Annotated in this window: 16 protein-coding genes; 6 read left to right on the top strand and 10 right to left on the bottom strand. The window is 39.2% G+C overall.

The features are described from left to right. Positions 1-361 precede the first annotated feature (361 nt). The 3 genes from pepT (at position 362) to HMPREF0693_RS09435 (ending at position 4,920) form a co-directional block, all read left to right on the top strand. Complete coding sequence (gene pepT / locus HMPREF0693_RS09425; protein WP_004245053.1) at positions 362-1,615, top strand: peptidase T; 1,254 nt, start codon at positions 362-364, stop codon at positions 1,613-1,615. Then, positions 1,612-2,979, top strand: a complete 1,368-nt coding sequence (gene dcuC, locus HMPREF0693_RS09430; RefSeq protein WP_004245054.1) for a C4-dicarboxylate transporter DcuC — start codon at positions 1,612-1,614, stop codon at positions 2,977-2,979. The genes pepT and dcuC overlap by 4 nt, the downstream gene beginning before the upstream one ends. A gap of 618 nt (positions 2,980-3,597) precedes the next feature. Next, complete coding sequence (locus HMPREF0693_RS09435; RefSeq protein ID WP_004245055.1) at positions 3,598-4,920, top strand: L-cysteine desulfidase family protein; 1,323 nt, start codon at positions 3,598-3,600, stop codon at positions 4,918-4,920. 181 nt (positions 4,921-5,101) lie between these two features. Here HMPREF0693_RS09435 and yjiA read toward each other — a convergent pair whose 3' ends face one another. From yjiA to apt, 7 genes are all read right to left on the bottom strand, one after another. Further along, positions 5,102-6,070, bottom strand: coding sequence for a GTPase (gene yjiA / locus HMPREF0693_RS09440; protein ID WP_004245056.1), 969 nt, complete (start codon positions 6,068-6,070; stop codon positions 5,102-5,104). Positions 6,071-6,092: 22 nt separating this feature from the next. Then, positions 6,093-6,299 carry a YbdD/YjiX family protein gene (locus tag HMPREF0693_RS09445; RefSeq protein WP_004245057.1) on the bottom strand — a complete coding sequence of 69 codons (207 nt, stop codon included), beginning with the start codon at positions 6,297-6,299 and terminating at the stop codon, positions 6,093-6,095. Positions 6,300-6,363: 64 nt separating this feature from the next. After that, positions 6,364-8,514, bottom strand: a complete 2,151-nt coding sequence (locus tag HMPREF0693_RS09450; RefSeq protein ID WP_004245058.1) for a carbon starvation CstA family protein — start codon at positions 8,512-8,514, stop codon at positions 6,364-6,366. 450 nt (positions 8,515-8,964) lie between these two features. Continuing rightward, positions 8,965-9,570: a recombination mediator RecR gene (recR, locus tag HMPREF0693_RS09455; RefSeq protein WP_004245059.1), complete on the bottom strand. Its 606-nt coding sequence runs from the start codon at positions 9,568-9,570 to the stop codon at positions 8,965-8,967. Further along, on the bottom strand, positions 9,570-9,899 hold the full coding sequence (locus tag HMPREF0693_RS09460; protein ID WP_004245060.1) for a YbaB/EbfC family nucleoid-associated protein: 330 nt from the start codon (positions 9,897-9,899) through the stop codon (positions 9,570-9,572). The genes recR and HMPREF0693_RS09460 overlap by 1 nt, the downstream gene beginning before the upstream one ends. Before the next feature lie 54 nt (positions 9,900-9,953). After that, the gene (dnaX, locus tag HMPREF0693_RS09465) at positions 9,954-11,930 is read right to left on the bottom strand and encodes a DNA polymerase III subunit gamma/tau (RefSeq protein WP_004245061.1); all 1,977 of its coding nucleotides are present in this window, start codon (positions 11,928-11,930) and stop codon (positions 9,954-9,956) included. Between the two features lie 227 nt (positions 11,931-12,157). Beyond that, on the bottom strand, positions 12,158-12,709 hold the full coding sequence (gene apt / locus HMPREF0693_RS09470) for an adenine phosphoribosyltransferase (RefSeq protein WP_012367485.1): 552 nt from the start codon (positions 12,707-12,709) through the stop codon (positions 12,158-12,160). A gap of 137 nt (positions 12,710-12,846) precedes the next feature. On the opposite strand from apt, the gene priC reads away from it, so the two are divergent. After that, entirely contained in the window at positions 12,847-13,389 is a 543-nt protein-coding gene (priC, locus tag HMPREF0693_RS09475) for a primosomal replication protein PriC (protein ID WP_004247249.1), read from the top strand. 11 nt (positions 13,390-13,400) lie between these two features. Next, positions 13,401-13,556, top strand: coding sequence for a pleiotropic regulatory protein RsmS (rsmS, locus tag HMPREF0693_RS18575; RefSeq protein WP_004245067.1), 156 nt, complete (start codon positions 13,401-13,403; stop codon positions 13,554-13,556). An 11-nt stretch (positions 13,557-13,567) separates the two neighbouring features. On the opposite strand, the gene mscK is transcribed toward rsmS, so the two are convergent. From mscK to acrR, 3 genes are all read right to left on the bottom strand, one after another. Continuing rightward, positions 13,568-16,996, bottom strand: a complete 3,429-nt coding sequence (gene mscK / locus HMPREF0693_RS09480; protein WP_004245068.1) for a mechanosensitive channel MscK — start codon at positions 16,994-16,996, stop codon at positions 13,568-13,570. 124 nt (positions 16,997-17,120) lie between these two features. Continuing rightward, positions 17,121-17,474 (bottom strand): DsrE/DsrF/TusD sulfur relay family protein, encoded by a 354-nt coding sequence (locus tag HMPREF0693_RS09485; RefSeq protein WP_004245069.1) that lies wholly within the window; start codon positions 17,472-17,474, stop codon positions 17,121-17,123. Positions 17,475-17,502: 28 nt separating this feature from the next. Further along, positions 17,503-18,147, bottom strand: a complete 645-nt coding sequence (gene acrR, locus HMPREF0693_RS09490) for a multidrug efflux transporter transcriptional repressor AcrR (protein WP_004245070.1) — start codon at positions 18,145-18,147, stop codon at positions 17,503-17,505. 125 nt (positions 18,148-18,272) lie between these two features. Between acrR and HMPREF0693_RS09495 the strand changes: the two genes are divergently transcribed. Then, the gene (locus HMPREF0693_RS09495; protein ID WP_004245071.1) at positions 18,273-19,463 is read left to right on the top strand and encodes an efflux RND transporter periplasmic adaptor subunit; all 1,191 of its coding nucleotides are present in this window, start codon (positions 18,273-18,275) and stop codon (positions 19,461-19,463) included. Position 19,464 lies beyond the last annotated feature (1 nt).

Genomic DNA, 19,464 nt, shown 5'->3' on the forward strand with positions numbered 1-19,464 from the left:
TTCGCTAAATTCTATCAATAAGTAATTAATTTTTAGTTAATTACTCACCACTATCTTCACAAATAATTTTAAACATCAAAAATCACTAAAAAAATCAATAAATTACACTAGCAAAAACTTATTTTTGTTTTTTCTAAAAATAATTATACTTTAAAATATTTTCATAATTAAAAACAGTTTTTTAATAATGAAAAAACAAAAATTAAACATTGATTAACATTAAAATTTTCTTGTAAAAAAAATTATTTTTTTATAATTCTTTAATGCTTTTTTTGTGATAAAAGTAACTGTTGTTCATTCTCAATAATGAGACAACAGAATTTTATTAAATAAAATACAAAAAACACAACGGAGTCTAATCATGAACATTGTTGATCGGTTTATTTCTTACACCAAGGTGAATACTACAACAAATAGAGAAAATGGCGCCGCGGGGATTATGCCTTCATCGGAAGGTCAGCGAGTCCTCGCTTTACAATTAGTCGAAGAGTTAAAGGCGTTAGGTGTTGAAGATATCAAAATTCGCGATACCGCCATTGTTACCGCGACACTACCTTCTAACCTTGATTATGAGGTTCCTACCGTGGCTTTCTTTGGTCACTTAGATACCAGTGCAGAACAAACTAATGATACTAAAGCACAAATTTTACCTTATAAAGGTGGCGACCTTTGCTTAAACAAAGAACTTGAGATTTTTTTACGTCAAAGTGAATTCCCTGAATTAGAAAACTATATTGGTGACGATATCATCGTAACAGATGGTACTAGCTTATTAGGCGCTGACGACAAAGCGGCTATCGCCTCTATTATGGATATGTTGCAATATTTTAAACAACATCCAGAAGTCAAACACGGTACAGTTAAAATTGGTTTTGTACCCGATGAAGAGCAAGGTTTACGTGGTGCAAAAGCCTTTGATGTAACAGAATTCGGCGCAGACTTTGCTTATACCTTAGATTGTTGTGGTATTGGTGAACTTGTATATGAAAATTGGAATGCCGGTGATGTTGAAATAACCTTTATCGGAACCTCAGCACACCCTATGTCAGCAAAAGGTAAATTAAAAAATTCACTGTTAATGGCTCATAAATTTATTGCGATGTTACCGGGCGGTGAAGCACCGGAATATACTGAAGGTCGTGAAGGTTATTATTGGGTAAAACAACTGGCGGGTAATAGCGCACGTACTGTATTAAAAATGGATGTGCGTGATTTCACAGAAGCAGGCTACGCCCATCGTATGGCATTTTTAAAACAACTTTCAGAGCAATGTGAAGCGTTATGGGGTGAAGGGACTGTTGTTTGTAAGCAAGCCGATCGTTATGCAAATGTCTTTAATAGCCTACAAGGTGAAAATCGATATCCTATCGATATTGCTATTGATGCTTATAAAGCCAATGGTATTACCCCTCGTCCAATCCCTATGCGGGGTGGCTATGATGGAGCAGCATTATCGCAAAAAGGATTACCTTGCCCTAATATCTTTACCGGGGCGCACAATTTCCACTCTATTTATGAATATCTTCCCGTTAAATCGCTTTATGCTGCCAGCGATGTATTGAAATCTGTCGTTAAGATCACCGCAGAGCGTTTTGCCCCCGGAGCTAAAGCATGATCCAAATTCTTGCGGTCTTAATTGTCGTTATTATTGTCGCTAGAATGATCTTAAAAGGATATAAAGCCGAGCCGGTTTTGTTAGTTGCTGGTTTAATCTTAATGGCACTAACAATGATATTTGGTTGGGGAGATATTCTGCCTAAAAATGTCAAAACAACCGGTATTAGCTGGCTAGATCCCTTTGAGGTTATGCGTGATCTCTTTAGTAGTCGTGCTGCAGATTTAGGTCTGATGATCATGGCACTCATGGGATTCGCCCATTATATGGATCATATTGGTGCTAATGAAGCTGTTGTACGTGTTGCAACTCGCCCATTGAAAAATATGCGCTCACCTTATGTGTTGCTATTTTTCTCTTTTTTACTCGCGAGTATTTTGCAACTTGCTATTCCGTCAGCCACAGGATTGGCCGTTCTACTAATGGGTACCATGTTCCCCATTATGATAGGACTAGGTTTATCTCCAGCATCTGCTGCCGGTGTCATTGCAACTTCATTAGGCGTTGCTTACACGCCAACAGCGATTGATGCTATTCGAGGTGCAAAAGCGGTTGACTTAGGCGTGGTTGAGTATGTGCTTTACTACCAAGGGCCTGCGGCGATTGCAACTGTATTAGCTGTTGGTATTACCCATATCTTCTGGCAACGCCATTGTGATCGCAAAGCGGGTTTTGTACCCCAATTAGGAAAAATAGCAGAAGAAGCCAAAAGTGATAAAAATATCCCCGGCTTTTATGCCCTACTGCCAATGTTACCTATTATTATGGCAGTAAGTTCATCAAGCCTATTTGTTGAAGGTATTCACCTTGATGTCGTCACTATTGTATTAATTTCAATGGCAATTTGTATGCTGATTGAAACATTACGCTTACGTGATTTTAAATCAGTGTGTGCAGGCTTCCAACATTTTCTAAAGGGTATGGGTTCTGCATTTAGTAATGTTGTTGGGCTATTAGTCGCAGCGGGTGTTTTTGCTCATGGTATTAAAGTCAGTGGTGCAATAGACAGCCTGATCGTTATGGCGGAATCTGTTGGTCTACCACCATTTGCCATGGCATTAGTGTTCGCTATCGTGACATTGGCTGCCGCAATTATTATGGGCTCAGGTAATGCACCTTTCCTTGCATTCGTTGAACTTATTCCACAAATTGCCCATAGCATGGGGGTTAATCCAATTGCAATGATTTTACCTATGCAGCAGGCGTCACATATGGGACGCGGCATGTCTCCTGTGGCAGGCGTGATCATTGCGGTTTCCAGTGGAGCTAAATTGCAACCCTTTGATGTGGTAAAAAGAACCGCTGTTCCTCTTATGGTTGGTTTTGTTTTCCACTGCGCCATTATTGCTATATTTTATTATTAAGTAACTCGCCTGAAGCATTTATTTGCTTCAGGCAATTTATAAATATTCACCATCTAAAAATTAATAGTAACTATTTTATTGTTAATCATTTTAAATAAAAAATAGTAAAGAATATTTTAATTATTATTTTACTATTATCTACATCATGCAAATAGATAAATATATTTATAAAAAAACCTCAGATTATTCTTATACCAAAGCTGCAAAAAGTCATAATATTCACTATGTTAAATAATGAGTGTAAGTGATGCTATCATCATCACTGGCTGGTCATTTATTTAACTATTCTGAGTTAGCCCACATTAAGTATGATATTATACTAACAATAGAATGAGTCATTCATTCTATTGTTTTTTATTTATAATCATCAACTATCATTAAAGAAATTATTTTGTTCGATTTGATACTATTACTGCTACATCAAATTCTTCAATAACCCTCACTGATCCAAGATAAAATATTACTAATTTAATATCTGTAAATAGTATTTTTTTCTCAAAATTTACACCCGCTTAGGAAATTCAGAAAACATTTTCTCCAATAGATTCAGTATGATCAAAGCATCAAAATTACAATATAACGCCTTGAATTATTAAACTATTTATTGGACATAATGCAATGAAAGAACAATTATCTTCCTACTGGAAAATATTAATTGAAGCTGTTAAGCAACAAGTGAAGCCAGCTTTAGGTTGTACCGAACCCATTTCACTTGCATTAGCTGCTGCCACTGCAGCTCGTTATCTGCAACATAATATCACCCGTATTAGCGCAGAGGTTTCTCCTAACTTAATGAAAAACGGAATGGGAGTGACTGTACCGGGCACGGGTATGGTGGGATTATCTATTGCGGCTAGTTTAGGGGCTGTTGCTGGAGATAGTGAAGCAGGTCTAGAAGTATTAAAAAATGCCACACCAGAACAAGTTGAGTTGAGTAAAAATCTATTAAATTCAGGCATTGTCTGCGTATCAATAAAAAAAGCCTGCCAAGAGGTGCTTTACTCTGAGGTTACCGTTGAAGATGGTGAAAACAGTGCCACCGTCATTATTGCAGGTGATCATACTAATATTGTTAAAATTATCCATAATGGTCAGGTAGTGCTTGATAAATTATCATCACAATCTGAACAAACGGCCTCGCCTTGCCAAATTAAGCAAGCCTTAACCAACACTAACACACGAGAAATCTATCAGTTTATTACTCAAGCTCCTGTAGAAGAAATTTCTTTTATTTTGCAATCGGCGCAATTAAATGACGCATTATCAAAAGAAGGCTTGAACAATACTTACGGTTTGCATATTGGTCAAACCTTACAACGCCAGCAACAACGTGGCTTGTTAGCTAAAGATCTGCTTTCTGAAATTATGATCCGCACTTCAGCGGCTTCTGATGCACGTATGGGCGGTGCCGTACTCCCCGCCATGAGTAACTCAGGTTCAGGAAATCAAGGTATTGCAGCTACAATGCCTGTTGTGGTGGTTGCTGAATATTTACAGGTTAGTGAAGAAAAAATGGCAAGAGCATTAATGCTTTCACATTTATTAGCCATTTATATTCACCACAAATTCCCGGCACTCTCCGCACTATGTGCTGCAACAACCGCATCAATGGGAGCTGCTGGTGCTATTGCGTGGTTAATGGAAGAACGCTATGAACCCATGGCAATGGCAATTAGTAGTATGATTGGCGATATTAGTGGCGTGATTTGTGATGGTGCCTCTAACAGTTGTGCGATGAAAGTGTCGACAGGAGCAAGTGCCGCTTATAAAGCGGTATTAATGGCGCTAGATGATACCTGTGTGACGGGTAATGACGGCATTGTCACTCATGATGTTGATATGACAATCGAGAATCTTTGTGCATTAGCTAGTCGAGCAATGCAACATACTGATGTACAAATTATTGAAATTATGGAATATAAAGCTGTTGCTAATGGCTAATTAGTATAAAAAAACACCCCATAATGGTTATTATGGGGTGAAACATAAGATCCCAGGAACAGGATCCTCCTCAAGTCCAGGAGCATGATTAATATTCGTTACTGCTATTTACTGCTTACTACTTACTGCTATTACATCACTACCAACAAACACTTTTCTCAAACAATCGCTATTACTCATATTATTTAGTGTTATGCATTAACGCATCGAAACTGGCTTTTATTTCTTCTTCTGGCAGATGAATACCAATAAAGACTAAGGTGCTTTGACGAGTTTCATTCTCTTGCCAAGGTCTATCCCAATCAGCGCTATATAATCGTTGCACTCCTTGGAATAACAACCGGTTAGGACTATCTTTAATATTTAATATCCCTTTATAACGTAATAAGTTATCGGCAAAGCTCAATAACAAAGACTCCATAACATCAGAGACTGCTTGTAACTCAACGGGATAATCAAAATTTAGTACAATAGACTGAATATCATCTTGTTTTTCTGGCTGAAAACGAAACAGGGGTTGTTTGACCTCTAAAGTATCATTCAACATAAAGCCTTTTACGTTAAATAATAGTGCTAAATCTATTTGCCCATTGATCACCGTATAGGTAGGCGCTCTAGCATTAATACGTCTTAAACGAGCAAGTAATTGTTGGCTCGCAGGTTGAATATCTGTTTTAGTTAATAGAATGCGATCCGCATAACCAATTTGAGATTGTGCAATAGCAAATTGATCTAACTGTTGCTGAGCATGGATTGTATCAACCAGTGTAATAATGCCATCTAATAAATAGCGTTGGCAGATCATTTCATGAGAAAAAAATGTTTGTGTGATAGGCCCCGGATCAGCCATCCCTGTACACTCAATCACTAGGCGATCAAACACAATGTCACCACGATCAAGGCTATCGCAGAGATCGAGCAAAGTATCTTCAAGCTCATTCGATTTACTACAACAGATACAGCCATTGGTGAGTGTTTTTATTTGTGTTGCTCTATCACCAATAATTTCATCATCGATAGGCACTTCACCAAATTCATTTTCAATCACCGCAATTTTATAGCCATGCTCCTCATTGAGCATATGGCGTAAAAGCGTTGTTTTTCCCGATCCTAAAAAGCCAGTCAATATTGTTACTGCAATAGGTTCCATTATTTGTCTCCTTTACAGATTATTAGCAACAGCGGAAACCACCTTTACCATCACCGCCACCATAACGGGCTTCCTGACGTTCACGGAAAAACTCGTTATAGGTCATCACTGGTTTATCAGGATGGTTGTCCTTCATGTGCTGCACATAGTTATCATAATCAGGAATACCTATTAACATACGAGCGGCTTGTCCTAGATATTTTCCAGCTTGCCCTAAATTACCAAACATAAGTTTCTCCTAAGCCCCGCACTCATTAAGTGAGTGCGAGGGTTTTTAGCCTATTCGCCTAAGATTAATGACCTGAAGATATCTTCACATCTTTTGGCATAGGTACATATGGTGTTTCTTGTGCTGACTCTTTCGGATTTTTACGTGCTTTCATTGCGGTACGGATACCGTAGAAAATAATGCTGTAAACAACCACTAAGAACAGAATACTTAAACCTGCATTGGTGTAGTTATTAATCACAATGTGGTTCATATTGGTGATTTCTGCGGCAGTAAGATCTGCCCCACCGGCTAAGATTTTCGCTTTGTACTCATTAGCAAGATAGAAGAAACCTTCCATTTGCGGATCATTACTGAGCAGTTTTAATCCTAGCGCCCATGTTGTACAAATTAATAACCATACTGCAGGAATAACGGTTACCCAGATGTATTTCGTTCTCTTCATCTTGATTAAGATGACCGTACCTAAAACAAGTGCAACAGCCGCTAACATCTGATTGGAGATCCCAAACAGTGGCCATAAGCTCTTAACACCACCCAGTGGGTCAACAACACCTTGGTACAATAGATAACCCCATAAACCGACACAACCTGCTGTACCGATAACACCAGCAATAAAAGAGTCTGTTTTCTTCAAGTATGGGATAAAATTACCTAACAAGTCTTGCAGCATAAAACGACCAGAACGAGTTCCTGCATCTAATGCTGTTAAAATAAAGAGTGCTTCAAATAAGATCCCAAAGTGATACCAGAAGCCCATATCTGCCGCAGGTAAAATTTTATGGAACACCATAGCAATACCCACCGCTAATGTAGGTGCACCACCAGCACGATTAAGTACAGAAGGCTCACCTATATCTTTGGCAGTTTGTAAAATCTCATCAGGTGAGATAACAAAGCCCCATGAGCTAACTGTCGCAGCCGCGTGTACGGTGACATCTTTTAATTGATCCATAATCATTGCGGTGTTTTCACCCCCTAACTCATGCAGATTTGGCATTGTAATGCCTAATCCGGCAGGCGGTGTATTCATCGCAAAATAGAGACCCGGTTCAATAATAGAGGCAGCCACTAATGCCATGATCGCAACAAATGATTCCATTAACATTGCGCCATAACCGATAAAACGCGCATCCATTTCATTGGCGATCAATTTAGGCGTTGTACCTGATGCAATCAGTGCGTGGAAACCAGAAACTGCACCACAAGCAATAGTAATAAATAAGAATGGGAATAGAGCCCCTTTCCATAATGGTCCTGTACCATCAATATATTGGGTCATCGCTGGCATTTTTAACTCAGGATTTAGAATAACAATCCCGATAGCTAAACCAACAATTACACCAATTTTTAGGAAAGTCGCTAAATAATCACGAGGGGCTAAAATCAGCCATACTGGCAGTAAAGCAGAGATAAACGCATAACCAATCAACCCAAAAGTAATAGTGGTGTCTTTAAAGGTTAATGCAGGTCCCCAGTAAGGATCACTCGCGATAACGCCACCAAACCAAATAGCGGCAATCAGTAAAACAATACCAATAACAGAAACTTCACCCACACGACCTGGGCGAATATAGCGCATATAGATCCCCATAAATAGGGCAATAGGTACTGTTGAACAGACGGTGAATACTCCCCAAGGACTTTCTGCTAATGCTTTCACTACAATCAGGGCTAGCACCGCAAGAATGATGATCATGATAAGGAAACAGCCGAACAGCGCGATAGTTCCCGGTACAGGCCCCATCTCTTTCTTTATCATCTCACCGAGAGAGTTACCATTACGACGCGTCGAAATAAACAGCACCATAAAGTCTTGTACGGCTCCAGCAAGTACCACCCCAGCTAATAACCACAGTGTACCGGGTAAATAACCCATTTGGGCAGCCAATACTGGCCCAACAAGTGGTCCAGCACCCGCAATAGCGGCAAAGTGGTGACCAAAGAGGACATAACGATTAGTTGGAACATAGTTCAAACCATCATTATTAATTACTGAAGGAGTGGCTCGAGTAGGATCGAGCTTCATTACTTTTTGAGCAATATAAAGACTGTAATAACGATAAGCGACTAAGTAGACCGCAACAGAAGCAACAACTATCCATAATGCACTGACGTGTTCACCACGGCGTAGTGCAACCACTGACAGACAAAAAGCACCAATAATCCCTAGGATCACCCAAGGTATGTGCTTAAGAAATGTATTTTTGTTCATGAGACACCTTTTTTTCAGGCAAGACCGAACAGCCAAAGAGTAGTACGGGACAATTGATAATAATTTGAGCGAATATGAAAATAATGACCCGCAGTGACATCATATGAAGAATGTCTGATGAATAGTGTTATTAAATCGCTAAACGGTTATATAGTGAGTTAAGCGGTCTATTTTCTCAGTTGAGTGGTTTTACTGATGTTAAAAGGTGATTTTTTTGTGATCGAGATAACAAATTTATGACTATCAATAAGTTAGAAAACTATTAATTACATAAAAAATCTTTTTTATTATGCAAAAAAGGGAGATTTAGATCACAAATAAGCAACAAATAGTCATTATTAATATAATTGAGGCGATATTAACAATATCAGTCAAGGTGACAGTAAAATCAAAAAAAAAGCACCTCATTATATTGATAACAAGGTGCTTTTTTATTAAATCTTTTGTGTATTAATAGTGGATCTTCTGGCGTCCCGCGATAGAGTGTGACAACGTGGTACCATCCACCATTTCTAATTCACCACCAACAGGCACGCCATGTGCTATTCTGCTAGCAGCAATATCATATTGAGCGCATATCTCAGCAATATAGTTTGCTGTAGCTTCACCTTCCACCGTAGGATTGGTGGCTAAAATCACTTCTGATATAGGCTCTTGGCTTAGACGCTCTTCAAGTCTATCTAAGCCAATATCCATGGGACCAATGCCATCTAGCGGAGATAGATGTCCCATTAACACAAAGTATCGACCTGCAAACTGCCCTGTCTGCTCGATAGCATGAATATCTGCCGGGCTTTCCACTACGCATATCTGACCATTTTGCTGACGTCGAGCATTAGCACAGATCGTACAACGCTCTTCTTCAGTAAATGTTCGACAATCACAACAGTGACCAATTTCAGACATTGCACGCGTTAATGCTTGTGCAAGTCGCATTCCTCCGCTTCTATCACGTTGAAGCAGATGAAAAGCCATTCGTTGCGCTGATTTTGGCCCGACGCCGGGTAAACAACGCAACGCTTCCATTAATGATTCAAGAAGAGGGCTAGTTTGCATTAGAATGGCATCTTAAAGCCTGGTGGCAATTGCATACCATTAGAGACTGATGCCATCTTCTCTTTTTGTGTCTCTTCAATGCGACGTGCAGCATCATTAAAGGCGGCAGCAATCAGATCTTCTAACATCTCTTTGTCATCTTCTAGCAGACTAGGATCTATTTCAACACGACGGCAATTATGAGCACCATTGATAGTGATCTTCACTAAGCCAGCACCAGATTCACCGGTGACTTCTAAGTTTGCGATCTCTTCTTGCATTTGCTGCATTTTTTCTTGCATCTGTTGGGCCTGTTTCATCAGATTGCCCAAACCACCTTTTCCGAACATAATTGTCTCTCTTTGTAAAAGCTACGCTGTATAGAAATATACAACATGTTGCGATTAAACAGGCCGGATACTCTCTTCATCCAATTCAGCATCAAAATAGTGCTGTAATGTCTGAATGGTTTTATCCGTAGTAATCGATTGACGCGCTAACGCCAACTTCTCTTCATAAATGGCTTGTCGCCATTCTAACGGCGTTTTAACCGTTAGATTATCATCTTCTATAATTGTGAGTGAAATTGCTTTTCCATGCAATTCACTTAGCGCATTTGTCAGTGTTCGTAGTGCATTTGCTGAATTTAAATGTTTCTGCTTACTGCGTAAATGCAAAATGATCGTTTCTTCACCGACCGTCTCTTTATAGGCATTTAACGCTAACTGCTGCACTAACTTCGGCAATGGCATTTTAGCTATTTCCGCCGCCCACTCGTCCCGCTGTTGCGACTCTTGCGCAATTTTAGCGGCTAATTCAGGCGTTTTTTCATACTCAAGAACTTCTTTGATCTCTTTCGGTGAAGAGACCACGGGCTCAGTTACTTGTGCCTGTGGATTTTGTGGCTTCCATTGATAAGCTTCTTTTTTCTTTTTCTCGACTGCAACAGATGACCGTTTTTCATTAACCCTTTGCTGGCGTTTTTCACTGACGGCTGCTAGCCGCTCTAATGCACTAGCAGCCGGCTTAGCCTGTTTAGGCGTCGCCGGTTGAGGCTTTTTTGGTGGCGTCTCTTGCTCGGCTCCCCTTATGGCTTGCCGTGCTCTTAACAGTTGTGCCGCAGGGCTATTTCCTAATGTAGCACTGTTTTCTGGCGACGGTGATACTTTAGGTGTCGCCGTTGCCATATTGCTTCTCACTTGAGGCGCCGATGTTTCAACTCGCTGTTGATTCGGCTGTGATGCTAAAGGCAATGTTTGCGCTAAAGGAGCCGTAGGGATTTCATCAATGACAGTTTTAGGATGAAAAGCAAGCGCCCTGAGAAGGGTCATTTCTACACCCATACGTCTGTCTGGCGCATAAGCCAGCTCTTTTCGCCCAACTAATAAAGTTTGATAATAAAGTTGTAAATCTTGTGGCGACACTGATTTGGCTAATAAACGTAAACGCTCTTGTGTAAATTGCTCTTGGGGATTATTTTCACTCGGCAAAAGTTGTAACATCGCAATTTGATGTAATAATGAGAGCGTTTCGACTAAAAAGTTTTCCCAATCCGTTCCTCTTAAAGCAACCTCATTAACCAACGACATCACTTGTTGACCATCTGCTTTTACTAAAGCTTCAATCAGTGCTAATGGTTGTGCATCATCGATCGTGCCTAGCATACGACTAACGACTTCTGTACTTACAATACCTTCGCCACTCGCAATTGCTTGGTCGGTTAAGCTTAATGCGTCACGCATACTTCCATCTGCTGCACGGGCAATTAATTGGCGTGCTCGCACATCATTTTCAATGTGTTCTGCGGATAGTACTTTCTCAAGCTGTGTCGCTATTTGGTCAACATCAAGTGCCCGCAGGTGAAATTGCAAACAACGAGATAAGATAGTAACAGGTAGTTTTTGAGGATCTGTGGTAGCCAACAGGAATTTAACGTGTTCAGGTGGCTCTTCTAACGTTTTAAGTAACGCATTAAAACTATGACGAGAAAGCATATGCACTTCGTCAATAAGATAGACTTTAAAACGACCACGAGCCGGCGCATATTGAACATTATCGAGTAGCTCTCGTGTATCTTCAACTTTCGTTCTTGATGCCGCATCGATTTCTATTAAATCAACAAAACGCCCTTGCTCTATCTCAAGGCAATTAGCACATTTACCACAAGGTTTACTGGTTATGCCTGTTTCGCAATTCAGCCCTTTAGCAAATAGACGGGCGATCGTCGTTTTTCCAACACCGCGAGTGCCAGAAAAAAGATAAGCATGATGTAACCTTTGGTGATCAAGACCATTAGCCAATGCGGTCAAAACATGACGTTGACCGACAACATCGTTAAAAGTTTGTGGGCGCCACTTTCGGGCAAGTACCTGATAGCTCATTGATTCCGCTAAATATGAACAAGATTTATCTCTATGCTAACACAGGGATAGCCTATTGAGCGAGATCTGTAGGAAACAAATGAGATATTGATGAAATTATCCACACACTTTAAAGCGGTGACTATTGTGCGGGCTCAATGTATTGGGTCATACATTTTGATACACCCGCACGATGATGGGCATTTACCAGCAAATGCATTAAGCATCTGATTGACACTAAAAAAGCATTAATGCCCTGGGAAATTAACTAATGTGAAGCTATGGATCCCTTCTTTTTCTAGACGCTCAATACCGCCTAAATCAGGTAAACAGATAATAAATGCAGCTTCTGTTACAGTTCCACCTAAACGACGAATAAGACGAGCAGTCGCTTCGATAGTACCACCAGTTGCTAATAAGTCATCAACCATTAATACTTTATCTTTATCCGTAATGCTGTCTTTATGGATCTCTAATGTATCTGTACCGTACTCTAGATCATAAGTTTCACTAAGCGTCTCACGAGGCAATTTACCTTTTTTACGCACTGGCACAAAACCCACACCTAAACGTAAAGCAACAGGGGCACCAAATAAGAACCCGCGGGCTTCGGTACCTACAACTTTAGTGATACCCTGACCTTGATAGTGCTCAACTAATAAATCAATCGTTGCCTGATATGCCGCGGGATTATCCAGTAATGTCGTAATATCACGGAATAAGATCCCTTCTTTAGGGTAATCAGGAATGGTTTCAATGCTGTCTTTAATAAATTGCAGTTGTTGCGCGTTAGCAGTCATAATCAGTGCCATAATAAAAAACGAAACGATAGAATCTATGCAATATGCCGTTAAAATGCAACAGAAAGCCAGTGAACAACTCTTTTTTGTTGCTTTAAGTCAATTCATGTTTTTAGCAAAACAGGTACAAAGCCCAAATGAAAAAAACAGATCCATTGAGTTTGTTTAAAAAACAGATCGACAATCTCGCCGAAACCTTAGCGCCAATTGCAAACAAAAAAATTGCAGCACCTTGCTTCGACACAGCACTATTTCACCACCGTAGTGATTCTCTTGGTGGTTATATGCAACAGATCCGCGATAATTTTACTCAGTTAATAACTTGTGTTGAGGCACAACGTAGCCAGCAAGTTAAGTTTCTGGCAACACAAATCCTACAACAAATTGAAGCATTAACTCGTGAATTATCGACACAAACACTAAGAAAGCAAGAAAACCAGCTTAGTCAACGCAAAAAAAGTGTCGATTTATACCAAAAACTTGCCCAACATCAGGATTACGAGCGCCGATTACAGTCGATGATCCAAGATAGAGAGCTTGCTTTAACTCAAGCACAAGGCTTTGTACGCCAACAAGAATTACAAAAAGAGATTGCTGCTCTTGAAAATCGCCTAGCGCGTTGTAAAAGTGCCCTAGTTTCTATAGAAAAGAGTATTGAACGACAAGAAGATAAATATTAATCGGAGCCATAATGGAATTAAAAGATGCCCCTAAATCAGTTCAGTTAGCGGTTGATTTGATTTACTTATTTGAAACCAATCATATTGATCCCAACACCGTACTTGAGGCACTGGAAATTGTGCGAGTTGATTATGAGAAAAAACGAGATAATCAAACCGCTAACTAAACATCTACTATTTAATTAAATGGCGTATTCGCTTCAGGTGTTGAACCATCAAGAGGGCCTTTTTTTATTTCTTGCACTTCTTCCCCTTGTTTATTATGCAGATACACTTCTAATTGGTTAAACGCGATATTGATATCATTTTCATTGCAAAGTTTATCAATAGCGCGGTTGACTTCGTCGATAGCAGTATTCCTATCCCCAAGCGTTCTAACATAAAAACGTAATTCATGATTTAGCGTGCTAGCCCCAAATTCGGTAAACAGCACCACAGGCTCTGGCTCAGTCATCACTTTGGGATTATCTTTTGCTGCTTTCATTAAAATGGTTTTCACTTTATCCAAATCAGAACCATAAGCAACACCGACTTGAATGATAATACGTGTGACAGTATCAGATAATGTCCAGTTGATCAGTCGTTCAGTCACAAAGGCTTTATTCGGGATAATAACCTCTTTGCGATCAAAGTCCGTTACCGTGGTTGCTCGGATACGAATACGACTCACTGTTCCAGAATAAGAGCCAATTGTCACCGTATCACCAATTCTGACCGGCCTTTCAAATAAGATAATTATCCCTGAAACAAAGTTAGCGAATATTTCTTGTAAACCAAACCCTAAACCAACCGTTAAGGCTGCCGCCAACCATTGTAGTTTTTCCCATGCTACGCCTAATATCCCCAGCGAAACAATTGTACCTATCGCAATAATAATATAGGTCAGAATAGTCGTAATGGCATAAGAAGCGCCTTGCTGTAATTTAATTCTTGAAAGAATAAGAACTTCGAGTAAACCCGGTAGGTTTCTTATCATAAACCAAGAGATAGCCATAATGGCAAAAGAGAGGAGTAAGTCAGCAACCGTCACTGCTTTAACCACATTACCTAACTCAGTAGGCAAATTATAATGCCAAAGCGTAATACCATCTAAGTAAGTAAAGATTGTAATAAAGTCAGACCAAATACCATAAAAACTGGAAGCAAAGATAATAAATAAGATCATTGTGGTTAATCTTAATGATTGTTGGTTTATCTGCTCCATATCCATCGGTGGCTCTTGGATTGGCTCGAGAGTGTTATCGTCCCCCTCTTTTTTCTCTTTAAGCATCGCTTGTCGGCGCTCTAGCGCTCGACGATACGCCAGTCGTCTTGCAGCAACAGTAAGGCCGCGTAAACTCGCGTGGTAAGCAATAAACCACAACATAAGTAGATATAAACTATCAATCCAACGATTGGCTAAACGTAGTGCGGTGTAATAATAACCAAAAATAACTAACCCCATTAAAAGTAAAGGCGAGAAAGTTAATAAGGTGATAACCACCGTTCTCACAACATGATTACCCTTTTCTTGCCACATTTCACGACAAAAAGGTAATGCACACAGACTAATAAAAAAGAGTGAAATAATTGTCACTAATTGACCAATCACATCGCCAACTAACAATAATGGGTTATTAATACCATAAGCGGAAAGTAAAATAATTGGCAACATGGGAAGCGATAAACGTAATAAACGTTTACGATTTTGTTGTACTCGCTCTAGGGGGATCTTAAAGTGATTAACGGCCACTCCATTATCCGACATTAAACGATAAGACCACTCAAACATCAGCCAAAATACCGCAAACTGCCAAGTAAAAGACCAGATAAACTCTTGTTGCACATTAAAGCTATTAATTAGCCAATATCCTATCGCTAACACAATACAAGAAAGGGGTAATGTTTTTAAGAAAACAATCCCTAAAGCCAATGGAGTATGTAACTGCGTATCTTTATTAAGCTTATTAATATCAGCACTTAATTTATCAAACTGCTTATCAAATTTTTTACGTTGCCAAATCAGTATGCTACTGAACAAAACTAGCGCAATCAGCACAGGATATGATTTTTTAGCCCCGGTCAACAGATTTTCATTTGACCAGTTGAGTTTAAAACTTTGAAATTCAGCCACTGCCTGCTCTGGAAAGGTTGAGAACCAACTGAGGTTAATCGGTTTATTACTGCTTACCCAGAATATTTGTTGCGCTAAGGTGCTTTCTAATGAACTCACCACACTACGTAGCTGTTGCTGATCCATCTGTAAATTAATAGATTCAGAAATTTGGCTACCCAGTTGATTATTGAGCTTATCCAGTAGATCTCGTCGCGCATCAATCAGTTGTAATAATGCATTATGTAGCTCTTTTAGCTCATTTTTATCAGTAATTTCCGGATGTGCGGCTTGGTACTCTTGCATTAATTGGTCGATATAGAGATTCGGCTGAAAAATCTGATCTCTTTGTTTATTGATTTCAAACTGTTCTAAACGTAAGTCAGCAATTTTATCCGGTAACTTATTGATAAAGATATCATCAGGTAGCTCAATTTGCTCTTCAAATAGAATACGAGAGAGCAACAGACTCCCTTTCAATACATCAATTTGCTCTTTAAGATTGCGCTCTGATTGGATAGCTCTATCTAGGCGGTTTTTGACCATTAAACTATGGCGATTTAACTCATTATTATTTTGTGTAGTAATAATCAGCTTATCGCTGAGTTTTTTATTAATATCAGCTTGAGCTAAATAAAAAGCGTTATTTTTAATCGCCTGATTACTCAGCTCTGCCGTCTGCGCCTCTTTGGCAACCTCTTCTGAACTGTCTAAACGTTTATCACTTAAGATCTCTTGCAGTAGTTGAGCATGCTCTTGAGAGAGGTCAATATAGGCTGAACTATAATCACGCTGTAATTGTAATAAGCTTTGTAGCTGTACATTAGATTGCAGTGTTCGTTTTTGAAAACTGTTTTGTTGTTGCAAATAATATTGTTCTAATTGTAAAAGTTGCACAGAAGAAGATCGCATTTGAGCTTTATCTGCACTGCTTTTATTTAATGCAATTCGTATTTGTTGCAATCTTTCTGAGTTATTAAATAAAACAGATTGCGCCCTTTCTGGTTGCGTTTGTAAAACAATAAGCTCATTACTGTAATTGGCTAAATCTTCCTGTGCTTTCGCTAAGGATTGTAAAACCTCTTCTAATTGCGACTCTAAAGTTGCAAGCGGTAGACTCTCTAAAGATTGACGGTAGTCATCAACTTCTTTGTTTGCTATTTTCTGTTTTAATTGACTTAATTGATTTTGAATACTGCGTAGCTTTTCTGGTAATTGCTCTACTGTCTTATTATAGTCGTCTGCTTTTTTCTCTAGTTGTTGAATATTATCAAGAAGTAGCAATGCCTGCTCTAGATCACCAATAGTGAGTTTATCTTCGGCACTTAAGTCACTACGTTTATTTAATAAATTAAGCTGGTTTTGAATACTTTCTTTGGTGGGTAAATTATTGCTGACTGTTTCTGCTTTAGCCGGGGTAAAAAGTATATTTCCTAACAAAACAAAGAGGATAGAGACAATAAATATTGTCGAAATAAAATGATTTAATCGAATAAAAACGTTAGATCCACGCATATTGAGCAACTTGTTCAATGAATATTGAAAAACTGCCTCTTAGTATAATCCAATTACTTGAAATTGGCAGTGTCATTAGAACAAGTCGCCTAGATGTTTCTCCCCTGAGAAAACAGAATATTGATCAGAAAGTCAAAATCTTATCCGCGTCGAGAGTCCATTGTGCTAAGTCCACCAATGTCCCAAGTTCAGCACCATCCACTAAAGGTAATTCACTGATACCACGAGTATCTGTACAGGTTTTGCATAACTTAACAGGGACGTTTTGTGCCGTTAAAATTTCTAACATTTGTTGGAGGTTGTAACCTTCTTTGGGTTGCTGATGAGCCAGTGCACCGGTTACCGCATCAGACATTAAAAAGATATTTAATTGCGTTTCTGGATGTTGCTCTTTTAAAGTAATAGATAAACGCAGTGCGTTAAATAATGATTCATTACCGTATGCTGCACCATTTGCAATCACTAATACTTTGCTCATGAACTTCTTCCTTATGTTTAAGAATAAATTAAGATAGCGCCGATATTCTCATATTTACGCTATGCTTAATCATATCAATAAAACTATCAACCAAATATTGACTTTCCTCTTTAATAGAAAAACTTTCTGGTGAAAATAACCAATTTTCAGCAAGCCCTGTCATCATAGCTCTTAACATAATCGCAGCTCTTCTTAAATCAAGGTTGGCTGGGAGTTGTTTTTTTTCGATACAGCGAGATAAAGATTGCTCTATTCTAGAGTAATCGGCTGCACATAATTCTCGGCGGATTTCAACAATTGGTGTCATTTCACCAACAAATTCGCACTTATGGAAATATATTTCTAGAAGTGCATTATGTTTCGGATCTTCGACAATTGATGTCAATATGTAAATAAGCAATTCTCTTAATACAAATAGTGGATCATCTGGATATTTTGATTGATACTCTAATTCTAATGATTCTATTTTTAAGTCGGTGAGTTCACACGCTTCAGTAAATAAATCCACTTTATTCTTAAAGTGCCAATATATTGCACCTCGAGTTACTCCGGCCTCGGTTGCAATATCTGAAAGTGATGTGGCAGAAACACCTTGCACAGTAAATAGCCTAAGTGCAGCATCAATAATCTGCTGTCTTGTCTCTTGTGCTTGGCGTTTAGTTTTTCGTGCCATTATTCCTCGATTTTGACTGAAGTTAATTTACATACATTCATGTATGTTTGTACTATACATCGCAATCATTCATCAACTTAATTATTTTTTATCCCGGGAAACAACTTTTGAATAGAGGTTTTCTTATGCGAAAAAACAGAGGGGTTTTGCCTCTGGCTCTGTTAGTGCTTTCAGGCAGCTTGGTTATTGCTGGATGTGGCGACAAAAATCAGTCTGCTGGAGGTCCACCTCCTGCTCCTGCTGTAGGTGTTGTTACATTAGATGCGAAACCACTGACTATCACAACAGACTTACCTGGTCGTACATCTGCTTATCGTATCGCAGAGGTTCGCCCTCAGGTTGGCGGCATCATCTTAAAACGCAATTACACCGAAGGTAGTTATGTAGAAGCAGGAACATCTTTGTACCAAATCGATCCTGCTATTTTTCAAGCTACATTAAACAGTGCTCAAGCTAATTTAGCAAAAGCGAAAGCGAATGCTGAAATTGCTCGCCTAACTGTAGAGCGCTATAAACCTCTACTCGGCACCAATTATGTCAGTAAACAAGATTTTGATACCGCAACATCTCAGTACGCTCAAGCTGTTGCTGCAGTAAAAGCAGCTGAAGCTACAGTGACTAATGCAAAAATTAATCTTGAATATACCAAAGTCACCGCACCAATTTCTGGCCGTTCAGGTAAATCAACGGTAACAGAAGGCGCATTAGTTGCACCTGGTCAGCAAGTGGCTTTAACAACCGTTCAGCAAATCGATCCGATTTATGTCGATGTGACACAATCGAGTGAAGATTATCTGAAATTAAAAAATGAAATTGAAAGTGGCATTGTTCGTCAAGAGCAAGGTAAACCTGTTGTTCACTTAACCTTAACCAATGGTCAATCCTACGCTCAAAAAGGTCATTTAGAATTTTCTGATGTGACCGTTGATGAATCCACAGGCTCTATCACTATGCGTGCAATCGTACCTAATCCTAAAGGTGAATTACTGCCTGGTATGTTTGTTCGTACAAAATTAGAAAATGGTATTCGTCAAAATGCTATTTTGATCCCACAACAAGCTGTTATTCGTACTCCTCGTGGTGAAGCAACAACCATGGTCGTTAATAAAGACAACGTGGTTGAAGTGCGTACTATTGAAGTATCACAAGCAGTTGGTAATAAGTGGCTAGTGAATAGTGGTGTTCAGGTTGGTGACCGCGTTATCGTTTCGGGGCTACAAAAAGCAAAACCTGAAATGAAGGTTACGCCACAAGAAGAAAATTTAGATGCAACAGCATCAACTGAAAAATCTGAACCAGCGAAGGATCCTCAATAAG

It is taken from the genome of Proteus mirabilis ATCC 29906 (assembly GCF_000160755.1).
GTDB lineage: Bacteria > Pseudomonadota > Gammaproteobacteria > Enterobacterales > Enterobacteriaceae > Proteus > Proteus mirabilis.

Excerpts from the sequence above, each read along its gene's own strand:
- pepT (WP_004245053.1), top strand. The coding sequence starts at position 362 with ATGAACATTGTTGATCGGTTTATTTCTTACACCAAGGTGAATACTACA.
- dcuC (WP_004245054.1), top strand. The coding sequence starts at position 1,612 with ATGATCCAAATTCTTGCGGTCTTAATTGTCGTTATTATTGTCGCTAGA.
- HMPREF0693_RS09435 (WP_004245055.1), top strand. The coding sequence starts at position 3,598 with ATGAAAGAACAATTATCTTCCTACTGGAAAATATTAATTGAAGCTGTT.
- yjiA (WP_004245056.1), bottom strand. The coding sequence starts at position 6,070 with ATGGAACCTATTGCAGTAACAATATTGACTGGCTTTTTAGGATCGGGA.
- HMPREF0693_RS09445 (WP_004245057.1), bottom strand. The coding sequence starts at position 6,299 with ATGTTTGGTAATTTAGGGCAAGCTGGAAAATATCTAGGACAAGCCGCT.
- HMPREF0693_RS09450 (WP_004245058.1), bottom strand. The coding sequence starts at position 8,514 with ATGAACAAAAATACATTTCTTAAGCACATACCTTGGGTGATCCTAGGG.
- recR (WP_004245059.1), bottom strand. The coding sequence starts at position 9,570 with ATGCAAACTAGCCCTCTTCTTGAATCATTAATGGAAGCGTTGCGTTGT.
- HMPREF0693_RS09460 (WP_004245060.1), bottom strand. The coding sequence starts at position 9,899 with ATGTTCGGAAAAGGTGGTTTGGGCAATCTGATGAAACAGGCCCAACAG.
- dnaX (WP_004245061.1), bottom strand. The coding sequence starts at position 11,930 with ATGAGCTATCAGGTACTTGCCCGAAAGTGGCGCCCACAAACTTTTAAC.
- apt (WP_012367485.1), bottom strand. The coding sequence starts at position 12,709 with ATGACTGCTAACGCGCAACAACTGCAATTTATTAAAGACAGCATTGAA.
- priC (WP_004247249.1), top strand. The coding sequence starts at position 12,847 with ATGAAAAAAACAGATCCATTGAGTTTGTTTAAAAAACAGATCGACAAT.
- rsmS (WP_004245067.1), top strand. The coding sequence starts at position 13,401 with ATGGAATTAAAAGATGCCCCTAAATCAGTTCAGTTAGCGGTTGATTTG.
- mscK (WP_004245068.1), bottom strand. The coding sequence starts at position 16,996 with ATGCGTGGATCTAACGTTTTTATTCGATTAAATCATTTTATTTCGACA.
- HMPREF0693_RS09485 (WP_004245069.1), bottom strand. The coding sequence starts at position 17,474 with ATGAGCAAAGTATTAGTGATTGCAAATGGTGCAGCATACGGTAATGAA.
- acrR (WP_004245070.1), bottom strand. The coding sequence starts at position 18,147 with ATGGCACGAAAAACTAAACGCCAAGCACAAGAGACAAGACAGCAGATT.
- HMPREF0693_RS09495 (WP_004245071.1), top strand. The coding sequence starts at position 18,273 with ATGCGAAAAAACAGAGGGGTTTTGCCTCTGGCTCTGTTAGTGCTTTCA.